Consider the following 17,765-nt stretch of genomic DNA (forward strand, 5'->3'; position numbering starts at 1 on the left):
GCTCTAAAAATGTCTGCTTACTTCTGTGTGGCCTTCGCTCCCGCCTTCTCGAAGAAGCGGGAGAAAATGCCGGATATGATTTCTTCCTGTTCGGGCCAGCTTTGCTGGGCCGAGACATTGGTCGGGATCCAGGCGGCACGGCCGGGCAGGACGTGGATCTCCACCGGAACGCCGGCTCCGCGAAGGCGCTCGGCATAGGCCTTGGCCTCGTCGCGCATCGGACACTCCTCGCTGGTGACCACAAGGGCCGGAACGAGACCGCCGAGCCGGGTGCAATGGCCGGGCGCCGCGTAAGGGTGGGTCAGGCCGCTGCCTTCGCCGAGATATTGCTGCCAGCCATCGGCGATCGACTGGACCGAGCTCTGCGGACAGAACTTGCGGAACGACGGCGTCGCTAGGCAGGGATCGAGCAGCGGCGAAAGCAGGATCTGGCCCTTGAGGTCGGTCAGAAACTGATCCCGGGCCATCAGCGCCAGGCCGGCGGCGAGGTTGCCGCCCGCCTCCTCGCCGGCGACGAACAGCAGCGACTTCTTGTGCGCAAACTGCGGGCAGCGGCTGCGCATCGAAGCGAGCATGGCATAGGCAGCGTCAAGAGCCGCCGGAAACGGGTTGAGGCAAGCCGACGGATATTCCGGCGAGACGACGACCGCACCGGCAGCGGCGAGTGCTCCGGCGACCTTCTCTCCGGCCGCGACCGAATCTCCCGTGAAGCTTCCGCCGTGCAGATGCAGGACGACCGGCGGCGGCGCAAGCAACGACGCACCCTTGTAGACGCGGGCGCGGCACGAGCCTTGGCCCGTCTGCATCGTCTCTTCGGTAAAATGCGTGTCCATCTCTTGCCTCGACAGTGGGTGAATCCCTAGATGAGGGACAACCCGCGACGGTCACATCCTAACATTGTCTTTCTTCTGGAATAGTCGGTGGGTGCTGATTACACTATTCGGTATTTCGAACAATTGGCTATTGAAAATGGACCAACTTACGGCCATGCGCGTGTTCCTTCGAGTGGTGGAGACCGGCAATTTCACCCGGGCCTCCGCTTCGCTCAACATGCCGAAGGCGACCGTTACCAATCTCATCCAAGGCCTGGAGGCGCATCTTCGCACCAAGCTTCTCAATCGCACGACGCGGCGGGTTCTGGTGACGCCGGACGGTGCGCTCTACTACGAACGCGCCGCGCGCCTGCTCTCTGACATTGACGAACTGGATGGCAGCCTGTCGAGTGCCCAGAGCCTGCCGAAGGGCCGGCTACGCGTCGAGACGGCGAGCGCCTTTGCCAACCTGATCATCATTCCGGCATTGCCCGAATTTCAGGCGAAATACCCGGATATACAAATCGATCTCGGCGTATCGGACCGCACGATCGACTATCTTGCCGAGAACGTCGATTGCGCCATCCGCGGCGGTACCTTGACGGACCAGTCGCTGATCGCCCGGCGCATCACGGAGATGAAGTTCATCACCTGTGCCTCGCGGGAGTTCCTCGAGAGGCACCCTGCGCCGCAACATCCATCCGACCTCGAGAAGAGTTGCTATGCCGTCGGCTACTTCCTGCCTAAGTCGGGGCAGCAAATGCGCTTCCAATTCCGGCGGGGGAACGAGGAGATCGAGGTCGATAGCCGCTATACCGTGGCGGCAAACGAAGCGACGACCTATGTCGCCGCCGCGCGGGCGGGAATGGGCATCATCCAGGCGCCGCATTTCATGGTGCGCGACGATCTCCGCGCCGGTACCATGGTCCCGGTCCTGCCCGATTGGCAGGTCGACCCGATGCCGGTCTATCTGGTCTATCCGCCGAACCGGCATTTGAGCAGCCGGCTGCGCGTCTTTGCCGACTGGGTGGTGAAGGTGGTCGCGCAGTCGCAGCTCGACGGCGTGTAGCCCGAGAATGCGAAATCAGGCCTGCCGGTTCTTGGCGTTGTTGCGCTTGGCTTTAGGCTTGAAACTGCCGCCGGTCTTCTTTGCGTCCGGCTTGCCCTTCTTCTTCGTCCAGGGTTTGTCGTCCCGCTTCTCCGTATGCGCATCCTGCGTGAGGGACGGCTTCCTTTCGAACTTGCGTTTCGGTTCGAAGTCCTTGTGGCTCCGCTCGGACGTAGCCTCTGCCGATCGCGGCCGGCTCTTCGCAAAGTCCGGCTTGTCCTGGCGCGGCTGCGACACGTTCGGGGCGCCCGGCAGCGACTTGACGCGAATGCCCTTTTCCAGCGTCCGGTTCGGGCCGATTGCGGAGAGGAAGCGTTCGGCGCCCTCGGCCGTCAGCTCGACATAGGTTTCCTCCGGCTGCATGCGGATTGCGCCGATGTCGCGCTTCGTAAGCTTGCCGTGGCGGCAGAGCATCGGGATGAGCCAGCGGGGTTCGGCGTTCTGCTTGCGTCCGACGGAGAGCGAAACCCATTGGCCGTCAGTGAAGTCTGCGCGCGGTGCGGGGGCGTCGTCGCCGGTGAAGGCCGGACCGTCGCGGCGGCCTTTCTTCCGGTCGTCGGCAAGCGAGACCTCGGAGAGCTCCTCGGGGGCGGAGCGGCGCGAGCGGAACTGCCGCACGAAGGCGGCCGCCAGCTTCTCGGCGCCATGGCGCGCGATCAGCGCCTCGACGATCGCTTGCTCGTCATCGCGCAGCGCCTCGTCGAAGGCCGCGTCGGCAATCAGACGCTCGTCGTCGCGGCTTGTCACGTCTTCTGCCGACGGCGGCTTTGCCCAGGCAGCGGTGATGCGGGCGCCATCCAGCAGTCGCTCCGCCTTCCGCCGCTGATTGACTGGCACGATCAATGCGCTGACGCCCTTCTGGCCGGCGCGGCCGGTACGGCCGCTGCGGTGCAGCAGCGTCTCCGGATTGGTGGGCAGATCGGCATGGATGACGAGTTCAAGACCCGGCAGGTCGATGCCGCGTGCCGCGACGTCGGTTGCAATGCAGACCCGGGCGCGGCCGTCCCGCATCGCCTGCAGCGCATGGGTGCGCTCGTTCTGGCTGAGCTCGCCGGAGAGCGCGACCACCGAGAAGCCGCGATTGTTGAAGCGGGCCGTCAGGTGGTTCACCGCGGCGCGGGTCGAACAGAAGACGATCGCGTTGCGGGCCTCATAGTAGCGCAGCACGTTGATGATGGCGTTCTCGCGGTCGCTCGGAGCGACGAGAAGCGACCGGTATTCGATGTCGCCGTGCTGCTTCTGTTCGGAGGCGACGCCGATCCGCACCGCGTCGCGCTGATAGTTCTTCGCAAGCGTCGCGATCGAGCGCGGCACGGTCGCCGAGAACATCAGCGTCCGGCGTTCGGCCGGCGATGCCTCGAGAATGAATTCCAGGTCCTCGCGGAAGCCGAGATCGAGCATCTCGTCCGCCTCGTCGAGCACCACGGCGCGGAGCGCCGAGATGTCGAGCGAGTCGCGGCGGATGTGGTCGCAGAGCCGGCCCGGCGTACCGACCACGATATGAGCGCCGCGCTCGAGCGCGCGCCGCTCGCTGCGGATGTCCATGCCGCCGACGCAAGACGCGATCGTCGCCCCGGCAATCTCATAGAGCCATTCGAGCTCGCGCTTCACCTGCAAGGCCAGTTCGCGCGTCGGGGCGATGACGAGCGCCAGCGGCGCCTCCGGCGTGCCGAATTGCCTTGCCGTCCCGAGAAGCGTCGGCGCCAGCGCCAAGCCAAAGGCGACGGTCTTGCCCGAGCCGGTCTGGGCCGAAACCAGCGCGTCGGCGCCGTCGAGCGCCGGGTCGAGCATCGCCTTTTGAACCGGTGTCAGGGTGTTGTAACCGCGTTTCGCCAACGCCTCGGCGATCGCCGGTGCGATCCCTTCAAATTCTGTCATCTCTCGTCTTTCGGAGTTCGGTTCGCGCCGGTAGACGAGCGGACCTCGATCAGGTCGTCATCGGGCGTCGATAGCCGCGGGCAACACGTCGCGGCCCAGTTCATTGCCGCGCTACATACGCGCTGGGGCAAGGAATGTACAGTGGCCGATGGTCAACGCCTCGGACCGTTGCGGCGCCCGCCAAACTCGTTGGCGCCTTTCGCGCCCGGCCAGAGACAGAGCGCGATGAAGACGATCGGGCTCAGCACCGGGATGAACAGGCAGAGCGCGAGCGGGCCCGGATAGCCGATATCGTGCAGCCGCTTGATCGCCAGCATGGCGATCGAAACGGTCGAGGCGATGCCGGAGCCGATCATCGCCAGTGTCCAGAGCGCCAGTGCCGCATCCTGGTCCTCGTATTTCAGCATCTGCATCAGGATGATGCCGCCGACCACGAACCAGAAAAGCCAGGAGAGGAAAAAGGGCAGGCGGCCGATCCGGCCGGAGGGGCTGAAGAACAGCCAGGTCATGCTCGGCTGCCGCCCCTCCTCGGCCATGATCAATCCCGGAGCAGTTCGTTGATGCCGGTCTTGGACCGGGTCTTCTCGTCGACCCGCTTGACGATGACGGCGCAGTAGAGGTTCGGCGCGGGCTGGCCGTTGGCCATGCTCGAGCCGGACGGCATGGAGCCGGCGACGACGACGGAATAGGGCGGCACTTCGCCATACATCACTTCGCCGGTGGCGCGGTCGACGATCTTCGTCGACTTGCCGATGAAGACGCCCATGCCGAGAACCGAGCCCTCGCGGACGATGCAGCCTTCGACGACCTCGGAGCGGGCGCCGATGAAGCAATTGTCCTCGATGATGGTCGGGCCGGCCTGCATCGGCTCCAGCACGCCGCCGATGCCGACGCCGCCGGAAAGATGCACGTTCTTGCCGATCTGCGCGCAGGAGCCGACGGTCGCCCAGGTGTCGACCATCGTTCCCTCGCCGACATAGGCGCCGAGATTGACGAAGGAGGGCATCAGGACCGCATTGGGGGCGATATAGGCGGAACGTCGCACGACGCAGTTCGGCACGGCTCGGAAGCCGGCCTTCTCGAACTCGTTGACGCTCCAGCCGTCAAATTTGGAGGGCACCTTGTCCCACCAGACCGACTCGCCCGGTCCGCCCTTGACGAGCTCCATCGGGTTCAGCCGGAAGGAGAGCAGTACGGCCTTCTTGAGCCACTGGTTGACGGTCCAGGTGCCGTCGGCGCCGCGCTCGGCGACGCGTACCTTGCCGCCGTCGAGCAGGTTCAGCGCAGCCTCCACTGCGTTGCGGATCGGTCCGCGCGTGCTTGTGCTGACGGCCTCGCGATCATCAAAGGCGGTCTCGATCGTCTGCGACAGGGAGGCGAGGTCGTGGTTCGTCATCGGATTTCCTTAGGTTCGCGTTGTCCAGCAAGCTCTACTGCATAATTCCTCGAATCGGAACCGATTAAAGGACGGAAGTGGCCGGCGATTCAGAGGGACGCGGCCACCCTTGACGCCGAAGAAAGGACATCCTTGCGGCGCCCGGATCCGAAAAGTTGAAGGGCTTTTCGGCCCGCTCTCCGAACGGGGGACTTGGCAAGCCCGCCCGTTTCCGGCAGAGAGACGCACTTATGGCTGAAAAGCATGAAAGGACATGTCCGGACGAGGTGCCGGCTGTTCGGAACACGACGGGACAAGGACATATGGGACGCATGAAGAAGCGCAGTTTGCGCGGCAAGGGCGGAGTCTGGGACCCGCTGGCAGACAGCTCGCAAAGCAGGCAGCGCGCCTCGACCGTTCCGCTGACGCCCCAATCGGCCTCTCCGACCTATCGGCTTGCCTATATCGACGATGATTTCCTGTGCCGCGAGGAGCTCAGGCCGGTGCGCCTGCAACTCGAGCTCCTGAAAACGGAGATGATGCTCGAGGAACGCGGCATCAACTCGACCGTCGTCATGTTCGGCGGCGCGCGCATTCCGGAACCGGGCGGCGAGGCCTGGGCCGCCAAGAACGAGACGCAGCGCAAGAACCTGGAAGCCGCTTCGGTTTACTACGACGAGGCCCGCAAGTTCGCGCGGCTCTGTTCCGAGCAGTCCGCCAAGCTCGGCCACAAGGAATATGTGATCGTCACCGGCGGCGGTCCCGGCGTCATGGAGGCCGGAAACCGCGGTGCCGCGGATGTCGGCGCACCGTCGATCGGCCTCAATATCGTTCTGCCGCACGAGCAGGCGCCGAACAGCTACGTCACGCCGGAACTGTCCTTCAACTTCCACTATTTCGCCATCCGCAAGATGCATTTTCTGCTGCGCGCCAAGGCGGTGGCGGTCTTCCCGGGCGGCTTCGGCACGCTCGACGAGCTGTTCGAGACCATGACGCTGATGCAGACCGGACGCTTGGCACTCGTGCCGCTCGTTCTCTTCGGCGAGAAGTTCTGGCGCTCGATCATCAATTTCGAGGCACTCGCCGAATTCGGCACGATCGCCCCGAACGATATCGACCTCTTGCATTTCGTCGAAACCGCCGAAGAGGCGTGGCAGATCATTGCTCGCTTCTACGAATCGGTGGATCCCCATGCCGTGCCGATGGCGTCGGGCAGGCGGTAGGGTTCGGGGCGGGCGCTTAGTCCGCCGCGACCACGCGGCGCAGGAAGCCGGCGAGATCCTCGGTGACGAAATCGATCTGCTCGTCGGCGTCGCTGGAGGTCTCCCAGGCTTCCGCAAATTCATATTCGAGATTGCGCGGCACCAAGAGGATGGTCTTCATCCCGAGCGCCTTCGGCACCAGCAGGTTGCGCGGCAGGTCCTCGAACATCGCCGCATGGTGCGTGTCGACGCGGTGCAGGCTCATGAACTTGTCGTAGGTATCGCCAGCCGGCTTCGGCAGATAGCCGGCGGCGACGATGTCGAAAATGTCGTCGAAATGGTCGAGGATGCCGAGCGCACGCGCCGTCATCTGCGCATGCGCGACGCTGCCATTGGTGAAGATGAACTTGCGGCCGGGGAGAGCCTTGATCGCCTCGCCGAGATCGGGATTTGCCGGCACTACGCTGTAGTCGATCGCATGCGCCCGTTCGAGAAAATCGTTCGGATCGATGCCGTGATGGAGCATCAGCCCCTGCAGGGTCGTGCCGTGATCGCGGTAGTATTCCTTCTGCAGCTTCTTCGCTTCCGACGGCTCGAGCGACAGAAGTTCGGCCACATAGGCCGTCATGTTGCGGTCGATCTGCGCGAAGAGATTGACGTGATGCGGGTAGAGCGTGTTGTCGAGATCGAAGACCCACTCGGTGACATGGGCGAATTCGGCGTGGGTCGGCAGGCGGTCGAGCTTTTTCATGAGCGGGTTATGACATGGGTATGGGCGGCGGCAAACGAGAAAATGCACCCCCCCCGCTACGGAGGCCATCCTGCCGCCGCGCATATTTCTACTTTGAATTGTCAAGACGGCATGGCATTTTCCGGCTGGCGCGGTTTTCGCCCGGGGGATGCAGGTGCCGATGTCGGACGAACTGTTCTATCTGCTGTTCCTGTTCGGATTCTACGCCACGACGGTCGTTACCTATTTTGCCCTTGGCTACGGCCTGACCTGGGTCAACGGCCGCAATCCTGAGCGGAAGATTCAGAAGGGACGCGGTTCCGACAGACGCCGCAAGGCTGAAATCCGCCAGAGTCTGGCGTCGATGTTCAGCGCCTGCCTGCCGCTGACGATAGGCCTCTATGCCCAGCAAAGGGGCTGGGCGCCAGCGCCCTGGGCCTTCAGCTGGTGGACGGCGGTGCCGCTCTTCGTCCTGTGCATGTTTCTCTACGATACCTGGTTCTATTTCATGCACCGGCTGCTGCACACCAAGTGGCTCTATCCCCTGCACGCACTCCATCATAAGAGTGTCGCACCAACGATCTGGAGCACCTATTCGGAGGATGTTCTCGACAACCTTCTATTGCAGGGCTTTTCAGCCGCCATCGTTTTCGTCGTCCCCTTTCCACCGGCAATTCTCATCGGGCAAAGACTGTTCGAGCATTTCAACGGCATGTTCGGGCACTGTGGCTTCGAGTATTTCGCCTCATCGACGACGCGTTATCCGTCCCCTCTGTTGTCCACGACTTTCCATGACCAGCATCATTCCGGGTTCCGGTACAACTACGGCAACTATTTCTCGTTCTGGGATCGCGTGCTGGGCACGATCTCGCCGAACTACGACCAGCGCGTGAAGACGTTCGAGCAGGAGGAGCCGCCGCTCGTACTCAGTCAGGCCATTCACCTGGCGGAGGTTCAGGAAAAGGCGGACTGAAACGCCGTGGCTACGGAGTTCTTGGCAATGTCCGGACCTGCGTGCTAGCTCGCAGCCATGGAAACCTGGGTTCTCATCACCGTCGGCGCGGCCTTTCTGCAGAATATCCGCTCCTCCATGCAGAAGCACCTGAAGGGCGCCATGGGCACGACCGGCGCCACCTTCGTGCGCTTTGGCTTCGGCTTGCCCTTCGCGCTCCTCTATCTCCTCCTGCTCTGGCACGTTTCGGGCCACCCTCTGCCGGTGCCGAACGGCTCCTTCTTTCTCTGGGCGATCATCGGCGGCCTGGCACAAATCGCCGCGACGTTCCTGCTCGTTCACCTGTTCTCCTTCCGCAACTTCGCGGTCGGCACCGCCTATTCCCGTACCGAGCCGGCCCAGGCAGCGCTTTTCGGGCTGATCTTCCTCGGCGAAGGGGCAAGCCGGGGAACGCTGGTGGCGATCGCAATTTCGGTGGTCGGGGTCATGCTGATCTCCGTTGCCCGCACGACGCTCAGCGCCCGTTCGCTGCTGACCTCGGTCTTCAGCCGCACTGCGGCGATCGGCCTCTTCTCCGGCACCTTCTTCGGTCTCTCGGCGGTGGCCTACCGTTCGGCCTCGCTGGCACTCGCACCCAGCCTGCCGGCGCCGGACTACATGATGCAGGCGAGCTTCACGCTCGGTTTCGTCATCCTGCTGCAGTCCGTCGTTATGCTCCTTTGGATCGTCGCCCGCGAACCGGACGAGTTGAAGCGGATCGGCGCCGCCTGGAAGCCCGCCTTCATCGTCGGCTTCGTCGGCGCCTCGGCGTCATTCGGCTGGTTCATGGCGATGACGCTGCAGCAGGCGGCGATCGTCAAGGTGGTGGCGCAGGTCGAGATGCTTTTCACCTTCGCTTCGTCCTTCTTCGTCTTCCGCGAATGGATCAACCGGCTCGAACTCGTCGGCTGCCTGCTAATCGTGCTCGGCGTCGTGATGCTGCTCGTGCTCTAAGCGGCGCATTCCCGATGTAGAATAAGCGCCCGAATTTCGGCGGACGGTTCAATCATAGGGTGCTACAACGCGGCATGCTTTTCGATTTGCCGAACGACGACATCCTTTACGACGCGCTGTTGGCCCGCAGTTGCGACTATGAGGGCCAGGCCTTCGCCTGCGTGAAGAGCACCGGCATCTTCTGTCGGCTCTCCTGCCCGGCCCGCAAGCCGAAGCGGGAAAACACCCTGTTTTTCGACAGCATCGCGGCCTGCGTCAATTCGGGTTTCAGGCCCTGCGAGCGATGCCGGCCGCTGGAGCAGGCTGCCGGCAAGGAGCCACTCGTCGAACAATTGCTGAAGCTCCTCGACCGCCATCCGGACCGTCGCTGGACCGAGGACGACCTTGTGCGGCGCGGTCTCGATCCGTCGACCGTCCGCCGCGCCTTCAAGCGAAGCTTCGGCGTGACCTTTCTCGACCTCGCCCGTCAGCGGCGCATGGGGGAGGCTGCGCGGCAGCTTTCCGCCGGGGCCAGCGTCATCGCGGCGCAGGTTGATGCGGGCTACGAGTCGCCAAGCGGCTTCCGCGCTGCCTTCGCGCGGCTGATCGGCGAAGCACCGGCGAAGGCGCAGGGCCGTGCACTGCTCTTTGCCGACTGGATCGACACACCGCTCGGGCCGATGGTAGCGGTCGCCGACCAGACGCACCTGCACTTGCTCGAGTTTCACGATCGCAAGGCTTTGCCCGCCGAGATGGAGAGGCTGAAGCGAACGGCGCGATCGGCCGTCGTGCCAGGGAGGACGCCGCCAATCGAGCGGATCGAGACGGAACTCAAGGCCTATTTCGCCGGCCTGTCCGGTGAATTTCTGACGCCGCTCGCTCTCGACGGCAGCGCTTTCGAGCGGCAGGTATGGGCGAGGCTCATGCAAATTCCAATCGGCGAGACGCGATCTTATAGCGACATTGCCCGGGAAGTCGGTACCATCGAGGCGGTCCGCGCCGTGGCGAGAGCCAATGGTGCCAACCGCATCGCGATCGTCGTCCCCTGCCATCGCTGCATCGGCGCGGACGGATCGCTGACGGGATACGGTGGCGGCCTCGAGCGAAAGCAGTGGCTGCTTCGGCATGAAGGAAAAATGAGACCTGTCGGACTGTTTACGGAGGAGATGCGATGAACCAGGAGGAAAGGGCGCGTGCCTTTCAGGCGCTGCACCGCAAGGGCGATCCGATCGTTCTTTACAATATCTGGGATGCGGGCAGTGCCCATTGCGTGGCCGAGGCCGGCGCCAAGGCGTTGGCCACGGGGAGCTGGTCGGTGGCGGCCGCGCATGGTTTCGGCGACGGGCAGAAGATCCCGCTGCAATTGCTGGTCGAGATCGCCCGCGAGATTGTCGCGGCGACCGACCTGCCGCTGTCGGTCGATTTCGAAGGCGCCTATTCGGAGGACCCGGCCCAAGGTGCGGCCAATGTGGCGCAACTGATCGATGCCGGCGCGATCGGCATCAATTTCGAGGATCAGGTCGTCGGCAAGGGCGGGGTTCACTCGGCCGACAAGCAGGCGGCCCGCATCCGGGCGATCCGCGACATGGCGGAACGCCAGAACGTCCCGCTCTTCATCAATGCCCGCACCGACCTGTTCCTGCAGGAAAACGATACGACGCGCCACGCGGATTTGCTGGACGCTGCGATCGCTCGCGCCAACGCCTATGCCGAAGCGGGGGCGAGCGGCTTCTTCGCGCCGTGGCTCGTCGATATCAACCTGATCGGCGAGCTTTGCGCTGCCTCGCCGTTGCCGGTGAACGTGATGATGCGGCCCGGCGCGCCGGACCTCGCAACGCTTGCCGCCGCCGGCGTCTCGCGAGTCAGCTACGGGCCGTTTCCCTACCGGGCGATGATCGCCTGGCTGCGCGGCGAGGCGGAGAAGGTGTATGGGGGCGCTGGGAAGTAGGTCGGGGCGGAAGCGCTCGTAACGGGGAACTGCCCCTCATCCGACCTTCTCCCCGCAAGCGGGGCGAAGGGTATGCCGCGCCGCCTCAGTTCCCTCTCTCCGCGCGCGGGGAGAGGGTTGGTCCTCGGGTTAAACCCGTGGAGAGGTGCAATTTTCGGGAGTCGGCCGCCTTACGGCACGATCAGCGTGCCGGCGCCGCGTTCGGTGAAGATTTCCAAGAGCACGGAATGGGCGGTCTTGCCGTTGAGGATGACGACGCCCTGGACGCCGGCCTTGATAGCTTCCATGCAGGTCTCGACCTTGGGGATCATGCCGCCGGAAATGGTGCCGTCGGCGATCAGCGCGTGTGCCTGGGCGACCGAAAGCTCCTTGATGAGATTGCCCTGCTTGTCGAGAACCCCCGGAACGTCGGTCAGGAACAGGAGGCGCGTCGCGTTGAGCGCGCCGGCAATCGCGCCGGCGAAGGTGTCGGCGTTGATGTTGTAGGTATGGCCGTCGCGGCCCGGAGCGACCGGCGCGATCACCGGGATCATTTCCGAGCGCGCCAAGAGATCGAGAAGCGTGCGGTCCACTTCGACCACCTCGCCGACGAAGCCGAGATCGAGGATGCGTTCGATATTGGAATCCGGGTCCTTGATGGTCTTGCGCGCCTTTTCCGCAAAGACCATGTTGCCATCCTTGCCGCAAAGGCCGATCGCCCATTCGCCGGTCTGGTTGATGAGTGCGACGATTTCCTTGTTGATCGAGCCGGCGAGCACCATCTCGACAATCTCGACGGTCTTCTCGTCGGTGACGCGCAGCCCGCCCTCGAATTTCGATTCGATGCCCATCTTGTTGAGCATGGCGCCGATCTGCGGGCCGCCCCCGTGGACGACGATCGGGTTGACGCCGGACTGCTTCAGAAGCGCGATGTCGCTGGCGAAGGCGCGGCCGAGCTCGGGATTGCCCATGGCATGGCCGCCATATTTGACGACGATCGTTTTGTTCTCGTAGCGCTGCATATAGGGCAGGGCCTGGGCGAGCAGGCGTGCCTGGATTTCACTTTCTGATGCGGACATGGCGGACCCTCGAAAAATACCGGCTGCTGTTTAGCGCATGTTTCCCGCTGATGGAATGATCCGGGCGCAACATAAGTCGCTGAAGATTGGCGCCGATCCGTGGCGAAAAACCGGTCGCCTGCACGATTGACGAGATTTGTGATTTGACCGATCCTGCTACGTCTACGGTGAAATCTCTCGAATCTGAGAGAACATGGAAAGATGACCACGCAGAAGCCCGAGAGCGGGGATTCTCGCCGCGATGAGGTAATCGCCGGGGAATACGTGTTGGGCGTCCTGTCCGCCGAGGACCGCCGCAAGGTCGAAGCGCGCATGGCGACGGACAGCGATTTTGCGGCAATGGTTCTCCGCTGGCGCAACAATCTCGCGACGTTCGATACGGCCTACGAAACGATCGCGCAGACCCGCGCCTTGCCTGCCGCCGAACATCGGGCATTCGAGGTTCCGGCGGGGACCGGCGCTTCCATCGGATTGTGGAACTCCTTGTCGTTCTGGCGCAGCCTCGCCATTGCCTCGCTGGCGGCCGTCGCGGTACTAATGATCTCCCTGGCGGGGCTATTCGGCGGCGGATCTGGCAGTCGGCCATTGGTGATCGAGCTTTCGGGTGAGGGCAATGCGATCGGTCTCGTCGCAACGTTCGATATCGGCTCCGGGCGGTTGCGCCTGACGCCGGTTGCGGCAGGTGGAGACGGGGAAAAATCCCTCGAATTCTGGCTGCTGCGGGGCGATGATCCGGCGATCTCCCTCGGCGTGCTGCCGCAGTCCGGCGAAGGCGAGTTCCGGGTTCCTCCAGCCATGCGGACGAAGGTCACCGAAGGCTCGACCCTTGCCGTCAGCCTCGAGCCGCGCGGCGGTTCACCGACCGGTTTGCCCAGCGGCGCGTTCCTCGCCCGCGGCACGGCCGGCTATCGCTGACCTCGCGAGACATGCCGGAGTTTCATCCTCCTGCTGCGCGGCCATTCCCGCGGGCGATCGCTCGCGGGGGAAAGGGCGAGGCGTAGCCGCTCTGCTCCTCGCGAGGGACCGGCTGGCTCGGGAAGGACCCCTGTCGCCGGCGAGTTAGAAGGTCCCCGCCTGCGGCGACGGCGTCTGCGCTTCGGAAAGGGCGGCCTGCAGCTTCTGCTCCTGCTCCGGCGAGAGCGAGGTCTTCAATACGCGGCCGCGAAGCCCCGAGAGTTCGGCCAGAACCTTCTCGGGCTGCACCTTGCGCACCAGGATGAAAAGGGCCGACGAGTTGTTCGGGATCGTGCTGCCGAGCGACTTGATGAACTCGTCGTCGATGCCGTAGTCGGCAAGTGAACCCGAGAGGGCTCCGGCCCCCGCTCCGAGCGCGCCGCCGATGGCGAAGCCGGCGAGCGGGTTCAGGAATAGCAAGCCAACCAGCCCACCCCAGAGCGAGCCTGACAGAAGACCCGAGGCGGCCCCGACGGTGGTGAGATTGAGGCTCTGCTTCAGATGCACCTTGCCTTCGGCGTCGCGCACCACGACGACCGCATCTTCCAGATCGATCAGATATTCCTTCTTCAGGCTGTGGAGCTTGAGGAGAACCCGGTCGGCCTCCTCCGGCGAGTCGAAACCTATGACAATCAAGTCGGACATCTCTCTCTCCTCTGACCTTGAGTCGACGAACGCTGTCGTCGCGAGCAGGAGATAGAGCAGCGGGCGTATCCGGGTAGTGACTGGTCTAAAGAGTTGCGGCGAAACTCTGGTTTCGCAGCACCGGACCGCCCGGCGCTGCAGCCGGCCTCAGCGCAGGACGGCGTACTCGATCGCCGCGCGCAATTCCTCGATCCCGGCGCCCTTTTCCGAGGAGGTCGACAGCACCTCCGGATAGGCGGCCGGCCGCTTCTTGATCTTGTCGAGCGTTTCGGCGATCAGCCGCGGCACGCCGGCTGCCTTGATCTTGTCGGTCTTGGTCAAGACGATCTGATAGGAGACCGCCGCCTTGTCGAGCAGCGCCAGCACCTCTTCGTCGTTCTTCTTGATGCCGTGGCGGGCGTCGATCAGCACATAGACGCGCTTCAGCGTCGAGCGGCCGCGCAGATAGTCGAAGACCAGCTTCGTCCAGGCATCGACCTGTTCCTTCGGCGCCTGGGCGTAGCCGTAGCCCGGCATGTCGACGAGCGCCATCGGCGGCAGGTCATCGGCCTCGCCGGAATAGCCGTCCGGCACGAAATAGTTGAGTTCCTGCGTGCGCCCCGGCGTGTTGGAGGTGCGGGCGAGCCCCTTGTGTCCGACGAGGGCATTGATCAGCGAGGACTTGCCGACATTCGAGCGTCCGGCAAAGGCAATCTCGGTCGGCCCCTCCGGTGGTAGGAACTTCATGGCGGGAACGCCGCGGATGAAGATCCACGGCCGGCCGAACAGCGGCTTGTCGTCTTTCGTTCTGGTTTCGGCCATCGGCACGGTCCTTCATCGAGAAAGCGCATGGCTTCCCGGTTTTGCCCGTGGATGTCAAGGCGTCGGCGTTCGGACTGGCCGCCTGGGACCGTTCTGCTGGCGTCGGAACTCGTTGAACAGATAGGCAAGCAGCGCCACGAAGATGAATGTGCCGCCGATGATCGTCCGGCCGCTCGGCACCTCGCCATGAATGATGGCGACCCAGACGGGGCCGAGCACGGTTTCGGCCGTGCCGAGCAGGGCGGCAAGCGCCGACGGCACCAGCCGGGCACCGGTGACGAAGAGTGCCATGCCAAGCCCGAGATTGAAGGCGCCGAAGGCGAAAAGCAGGGCGAGCTCGCCCGACGTCACCGCAAGGCCGGACGACTGGCTTGCCGCAATGGCGCTGGCGGCAAAGCAGCCGAAGCAGGTCGCCGGCGTCATCCGCACATGCGGGTAGCGACGGGTGATCACGGTTGCAAACGCGAAGACGACGGGGATGAGCAGCGCGAGCGCATCGCCAACCGGCGAGACGGCCCCGGTCAGGCTCTCCGACACCATGATTGCGACGCCAAAGATCACAGCGCCGATTGCACCCCAGGTGAAACGCGATACCCGTTCACGAAACAGGACCCAGCTTATCAGCGCGGCGAACAAGGGCACTCCGGCGCCGAGCAGAACGACATTGGCGATCGTGGTGTAGGAAATGGCGATGATGAAGGAGGTCGAGGCAGTCGTGAAGCACAGGCCAACGGCAATGCCCTGCCAGCCCATGCCCCTGAAGAGCGACAGAGTGCCGCGCGGTCCGTCGCGAACCAGCATGAAGGTGAGCAGGAAGAGACCGGCAAACAGGCAGCGCCAGAAGACAATCGTCCAGCTATCGGGAATATCGAGGAAGCGCGCGATGGCGCCGCCGAAGCTCCAAAAGAAGGCCGAGCCGAAGACGAGCAGGGCGCCAAGCTTTTCGTTGGCGGCGAAGGGGGTGGAGGTGGCCGACGGGTCCGTCATGGTAAATTATCCCGAAGCATTGGCGCAGTAATTGGAGTAGCGCCTGATGCCCGTGCAGCGCGCCCGCGTCAACGCTATTCAGTGTCGCGATGGCGCCCAAACGAAAAGCCCCGGACTTTGACGTCCGGGGCTTCGTGATCGCTGCGCCTGCCGGCTATTCCGCCGGCTTCGGCTTCTTGGCGAACATTCCCTTCAGATTGTCGAAGAGCTCGATCTTCACGCCCTGGCGCTTCATGATGATTCCCTGCTGGAGGATCGACAGGGTGTTGTTCCAGGCCCAGTAGATCACCAGACCCGCCGGGAAGGACGCCAGCATGAAGGTGAAGACGAGCGGCATCCAGGTGAATAGCATCGCCTGGGTCGGGTCCGGCGGCGTCGGGTTCATGCGCATCTGCAGGAACATGGTGATACCCATGACGATCGGCCAGATGCCGAGGTGCAGGAAGGCCGGCCCGTCGAAGGGCAACAGGCCGAAGAGATTGACGATCGTCGTCGGATCGGGGGCGGAGAGATCCCGGATCCAGCCGAAGAACGGCGCGTGACGCATCTCGATCGTCACGTAGATCACCTTGTAGAGCGCGAAGAACACTGGAATCTGGATGACGATCGGCCAGCAGCCCGCCAGCGGGTTGATCTTCTCGTCCTTGTAGAGCTGCATCATCGCCTGCTGCAGCCCCATGCGGTCGTCGCCGAACTTCTTCTTCAGCTCCTCCATCTTAGGCTGAACCTTCTTCATGTTCGCCATAGACGCATATTGCTTGTTGGCGAGAGGGAAGAAGATCAGCTTGACGACGATCGTGGTGATCAGGATCGCGATGCCGAAGTTGCCGAACAGACGGAAGAAGAAGTCCATCATTTTGAACATCGGCTTGGTGATGAAGTAGAACCAGCCCCAGTCGATCAGCTTGTCGAAATTGGGGATCGCGTAGGCAACTTCATAATTGTCCACGACCGGGACTTCCTTGGCGCCGGCGAAGACAAGGTTCTTGACCTCCGCGGACTGCCCCGGCGCGACGGTGATCGCATCGCTCTTATAGTCGCTCTGGTAACGGGGGCGGCCATCGGCGAAGTGAGAGAAGCGGATGTCGAAGGGCGTCTCCTGCGGCGGGACGATCGTCGCGGCCCAGTACTTGTCGGTGATGCCGAGCCAGCCGCCCGTTGATTTTCCCGGTTCGACCGGCTGGTCGTCCTCGACCTTCGAATAGCCGACTTCCTGCAGGCCGTTTTCGCCGGCGACCCCGATGAAGCCCTCGTGCAGCACGTAGATGCTCGGCGTGGTCGGTTTGTTGAAGCGCGTCACGCGGCCGTAGGAGGAAAGCGAGACCGGGGCGGAGCCCGCGTTCTTGATGCTGTCGACGACCTGGAACATATAGCGATCGTCGACCGAGATGGTCCGCGCGAAGGTGATGCCCTTGTCGTTGGTGTAGGTGAGCGTGACGGGCGTTGCCGGCGTCAGCTTGTCGCCGCCCGAAAGCGTCCAGACTGTCTGCGGGCCCGGCACCGATCCGCTCGCGTCGCTGCCGATATAGCCGATCTCGGTGAAATAGCCGTCGGCGGTCTCTGCCGGACTGAAAAGGGTGATGACCGGGCTCTTCGGGTCGACTGTCTCGCGGTACCCCTTGAGCTTCAGGTCGTCGAAACGGGCGCCGGTCAGGTTGATGGAGCCGGAAAGCGCCGGCGTGTCGATCGCCACGCGTGCAGACTTGGCGACCGCCTGCTCGCGGCTTTCGCCGGGGACCGCGCCGCCGGGCAGTGCCTGGCCGGGTGCGGCTTGCTGGCCGCCCTGCTGCGGCTGCGCCTGCTGCGTCTGCTGGGCTTTTTCCGCAGCGATCCGGTCCTTTTCCATCCGTGGATTGACATAGAAGAACTGCCAAGCGACGAGGATCAGCACCGAGAGCGCTATCGCCACGAAATAATTGCGGTTGTTTTCCATCATGGTTTCCTGGAACCGGCCGGCGGCCGTTTCGGTTTCGGCTTGTTTTCGATGCGATCCTTGAGCGCCCGGGTCAATGCGTCGAAAGGTGCATTCAGGAGATCGCGTCGGGCGACAATCACATAGTCGTGTCCGGGTTTCATTGCAAACCCGGCGGACAGCCGCACGGCTTCTTTGAGGCGTCGGCGCATGCGGTTTCGCTCGACGGCGTTGCCGTGTTTTTTGGTGACGGTGAAGCCGACGCGGGCTTCGCTTTCCGGATCGTTCCGGTCAAGCACTTCAAGGAGAAAGTGCGGCCCTTTTCGGGCTTCTCCCGTCCTGACCGCCAAAAACTGCGGACGGCTTTTCAGCCGTCCGACAGTGGTCTTGTCTTTTTCTGACGTCATGTGCCCAAACAATGCTTTCGGGCA

General features: G+C 63.6%; 18 protein-coding genes. 7 read left to right on the forward strand and 11 right to left on the reverse strand.

Annotation, left to right across the window (positions count from 1 at the left end; all coding sequences use genetic code 11):
- Window positions 1-17: 17 nt before the first annotated feature.
- Window positions 18-833: an alpha/beta hydrolase gene (locus ATC00_RS08810; RefSeq protein ID WP_037378203.1), complete on the reverse strand. Its 816-nt coding sequence runs from the start codon at window positions 831-833 to the stop codon at window positions 18-20.
- A 136-nt stretch (window positions 834-969) separates the two neighbouring features.
- Between ATC00_RS08810 and ATC00_RS08815 the strand changes: the two genes are divergently transcribed.
- Entirely contained in the window at window positions 970-1,881 is a 912-nt protein-coding gene (locus ATC00_RS08815; RefSeq protein ID WP_064252551.1) for a LysR family transcriptional regulator, read from the forward strand.
- 15 nt (window positions 1,882-1,896) lie between these two features.
- Here the strand turns inward: ATC00_RS08815 and ATC00_RS08820 are convergent, their stop codons facing one another.
- The 3 genes from ATC00_RS08820 to dapD all read right to left on the reverse strand — a co-directional run bounded on the left by ATC00_RS08820 (window position 1,897) and on the right by dapD (window position 5,194).
- Window positions 1,897-3,798, reverse strand: a complete 1,902-nt coding sequence (locus tag ATC00_RS08820) for a DEAD/DEAH box helicase (protein ID WP_064252552.1) — start codon at window positions 3,796-3,798, stop codon at window positions 1,897-1,899.
- Between the two features lie 152 nt (window positions 3,799-3,950).
- Window positions 3,951-4,334, reverse strand: coding sequence for a DUF805 domain-containing protein (locus ATC00_RS08825; protein ID WP_037378210.1), 384 nt, complete (start codon window positions 4,332-4,334; stop codon window positions 3,951-3,953).
- 2 nt (window positions 4,335-4,336) lie between these two features.
- The gene (gene dapD, locus ATC00_RS08830) at window positions 4,337-5,194 is read right to left on the reverse strand and encodes a 2,3,4,5-tetrahydropyridine-2,6-dicarboxylate N-succinyltransferase (RefSeq protein WP_064252553.1); all 858 of its coding nucleotides are present in this window, start codon (window positions 5,192-5,194) and stop codon (window positions 4,337-4,339) included.
- Window positions 5,195-5,496: 302 nt separating this feature from the next.
- On the opposite strand from dapD, the gene ATC00_RS08835 reads away from it, so the two are divergent.
- Window positions 5,497-6,396 carry an LOG family protein gene (locus tag ATC00_RS08835; RefSeq protein WP_037378215.1) on the forward strand — a complete coding sequence of 300 codons (900 nt, stop codon included), beginning with the start codon at window positions 5,497-5,499 and terminating at the stop codon, window positions 6,394-6,396.
- A gap of 16 nt (window positions 6,397-6,412) precedes the next feature.
- Here the strand turns inward: ATC00_RS08835 and ATC00_RS08840 are convergent, their stop codons facing one another.
- Complete coding sequence (locus tag ATC00_RS08840; RefSeq protein ID WP_234782263.1) at window positions 6,413-7,126, reverse strand: pyrimidine 5'-nucleotidase; 714 nt, start codon at window positions 7,124-7,126, stop codon at window positions 6,413-6,415.
- 160 nt (window positions 7,127-7,286) lie between these two features.
- Here ATC00_RS08840 and ATC00_RS08845 point away from each other — a divergent pair, with 160 nt between their 5' ends.
- The 4 genes from ATC00_RS08845 (at window position 7,287) to ATC00_RS08860 (ending at window position 10,977) form a co-directional block, all read left to right on the forward strand.
- Window positions 7,287-8,078 (forward strand): sterol desaturase family protein, encoded by a 792-nt coding sequence (locus tag ATC00_RS08845; RefSeq protein WP_052035351.1) that lies wholly within the window; start codon window positions 7,287-7,289, stop codon window positions 8,076-8,078.
- 57 nt (window positions 8,079-8,135) lie between these two features.
- The gene (locus tag ATC00_RS08850; protein WP_064252554.1) at window positions 8,136-9,050 is read left to right on the forward strand and encodes an EamA family transporter; all 915 of its coding nucleotides are present in this window, start codon (window positions 8,136-8,138) and stop codon (window positions 9,048-9,050) included.
- Between the two features lie 74 nt (window positions 9,051-9,124).
- Entirely contained in the window at window positions 9,125-10,204 is a 1,080-nt protein-coding gene (locus ATC00_RS08855) for a bifunctional transcriptional activator/DNA repair enzyme AdaA (protein WP_037378222.1), read from the forward strand.
- Window positions 10,201-10,977 carry an isocitrate lyase/PEP mutase family protein gene (locus tag ATC00_RS08860; protein WP_064252555.1) on the forward strand — a complete coding sequence of 259 codons (777 nt, stop codon included), beginning with the start codon at window positions 10,201-10,203 and terminating at the stop codon, window positions 10,975-10,977. Before ATC00_RS08855 ends, ATC00_RS08860 begins: the two co-directional genes overlap by 4 nt.
- 170 nt (window positions 10,978-11,147) lie before the next feature.
- On the opposite strand, the gene argB is transcribed toward ATC00_RS08860, so the two are convergent.
- Window positions 11,148-12,035, reverse strand: a complete 888-nt coding sequence (gene argB, locus ATC00_RS08865; RefSeq protein WP_012706663.1) for an acetylglutamate kinase — start codon at window positions 12,033-12,035, stop codon at window positions 11,148-11,150.
- Between the two features lie 201 nt (window positions 12,036-12,236).
- Between argB and ATC00_RS08870 the strand changes: the two genes are divergently transcribed.
- Window positions 12,237-12,950 (forward strand): anti-sigma factor, encoded by a 714-nt coding sequence (locus ATC00_RS08870; protein ID WP_064252556.1) that lies wholly within the window; start codon window positions 12,237-12,239, stop codon window positions 12,948-12,950.
- 144 nt (window positions 12,951-13,094) lie between these two features.
- Here ATC00_RS08870 and ATC00_RS08875 read toward each other — a convergent pair whose 3' ends face one another.
- The 5 genes from ATC00_RS08875 to rnpA all read right to left on the reverse strand — a co-directional run bounded on the left by ATC00_RS08875 (window position 13,095) and on the right by rnpA (window position 17,741).
- Window positions 13,095-13,634 (reverse strand): DUF1269 domain-containing protein, encoded by a 540-nt coding sequence (locus ATC00_RS08875; protein WP_064252557.1) that lies wholly within the window; start codon window positions 13,632-13,634, stop codon window positions 13,095-13,097.
- Between the two features lie 147 nt (window positions 13,635-13,781).
- The gene (gene yihA, locus ATC00_RS08880; RefSeq protein WP_064252558.1) at window positions 13,782-14,435 is read right to left on the reverse strand and encodes a ribosome biogenesis GTP-binding protein YihA/YsxC; all 654 of its coding nucleotides are present in this window, start codon (window positions 14,433-14,435) and stop codon (window positions 13,782-13,784) included.
- A gap of 54 nt (window positions 14,436-14,489) precedes the next feature.
- On the reverse strand, window positions 14,490-15,422 hold the full coding sequence (locus tag ATC00_RS08885) for a DMT family transporter (RefSeq protein WP_064252559.1): 933 nt from the start codon (window positions 15,420-15,422) through the stop codon (window positions 14,490-14,492).
- A 154-nt stretch (window positions 15,423-15,576) separates the two neighbouring features.
- Window positions 15,577-17,355, reverse strand: coding sequence for a membrane protein insertase YidC (gene yidC / locus ATC00_RS08890; protein ID WP_173827768.1), 1,779 nt, complete (start codon window positions 17,353-17,355; stop codon window positions 15,577-15,579).
- The gene (gene rnpA / locus ATC00_RS08895; protein WP_082912164.1) at window positions 17,355-17,741 is read right to left on the reverse strand and encodes a ribonuclease P protein component; all 387 of its coding nucleotides are present in this window, start codon (window positions 17,739-17,741) and stop codon (window positions 17,355-17,357) included. The genes yidC and rnpA overlap by 1 nt, the downstream gene beginning before the upstream one ends.
- Window positions 17,742-17,765: the final 24 nt, after the last annotated feature.

It is taken from the genome of Sinorhizobium americanum, from assembly GCF_001651855.1.
Taxonomy (GTDB): Bacteria; Pseudomonadota; Alphaproteobacteria; order Rhizobiales; family Rhizobiaceae; genus Sinorhizobium; species Sinorhizobium americanum.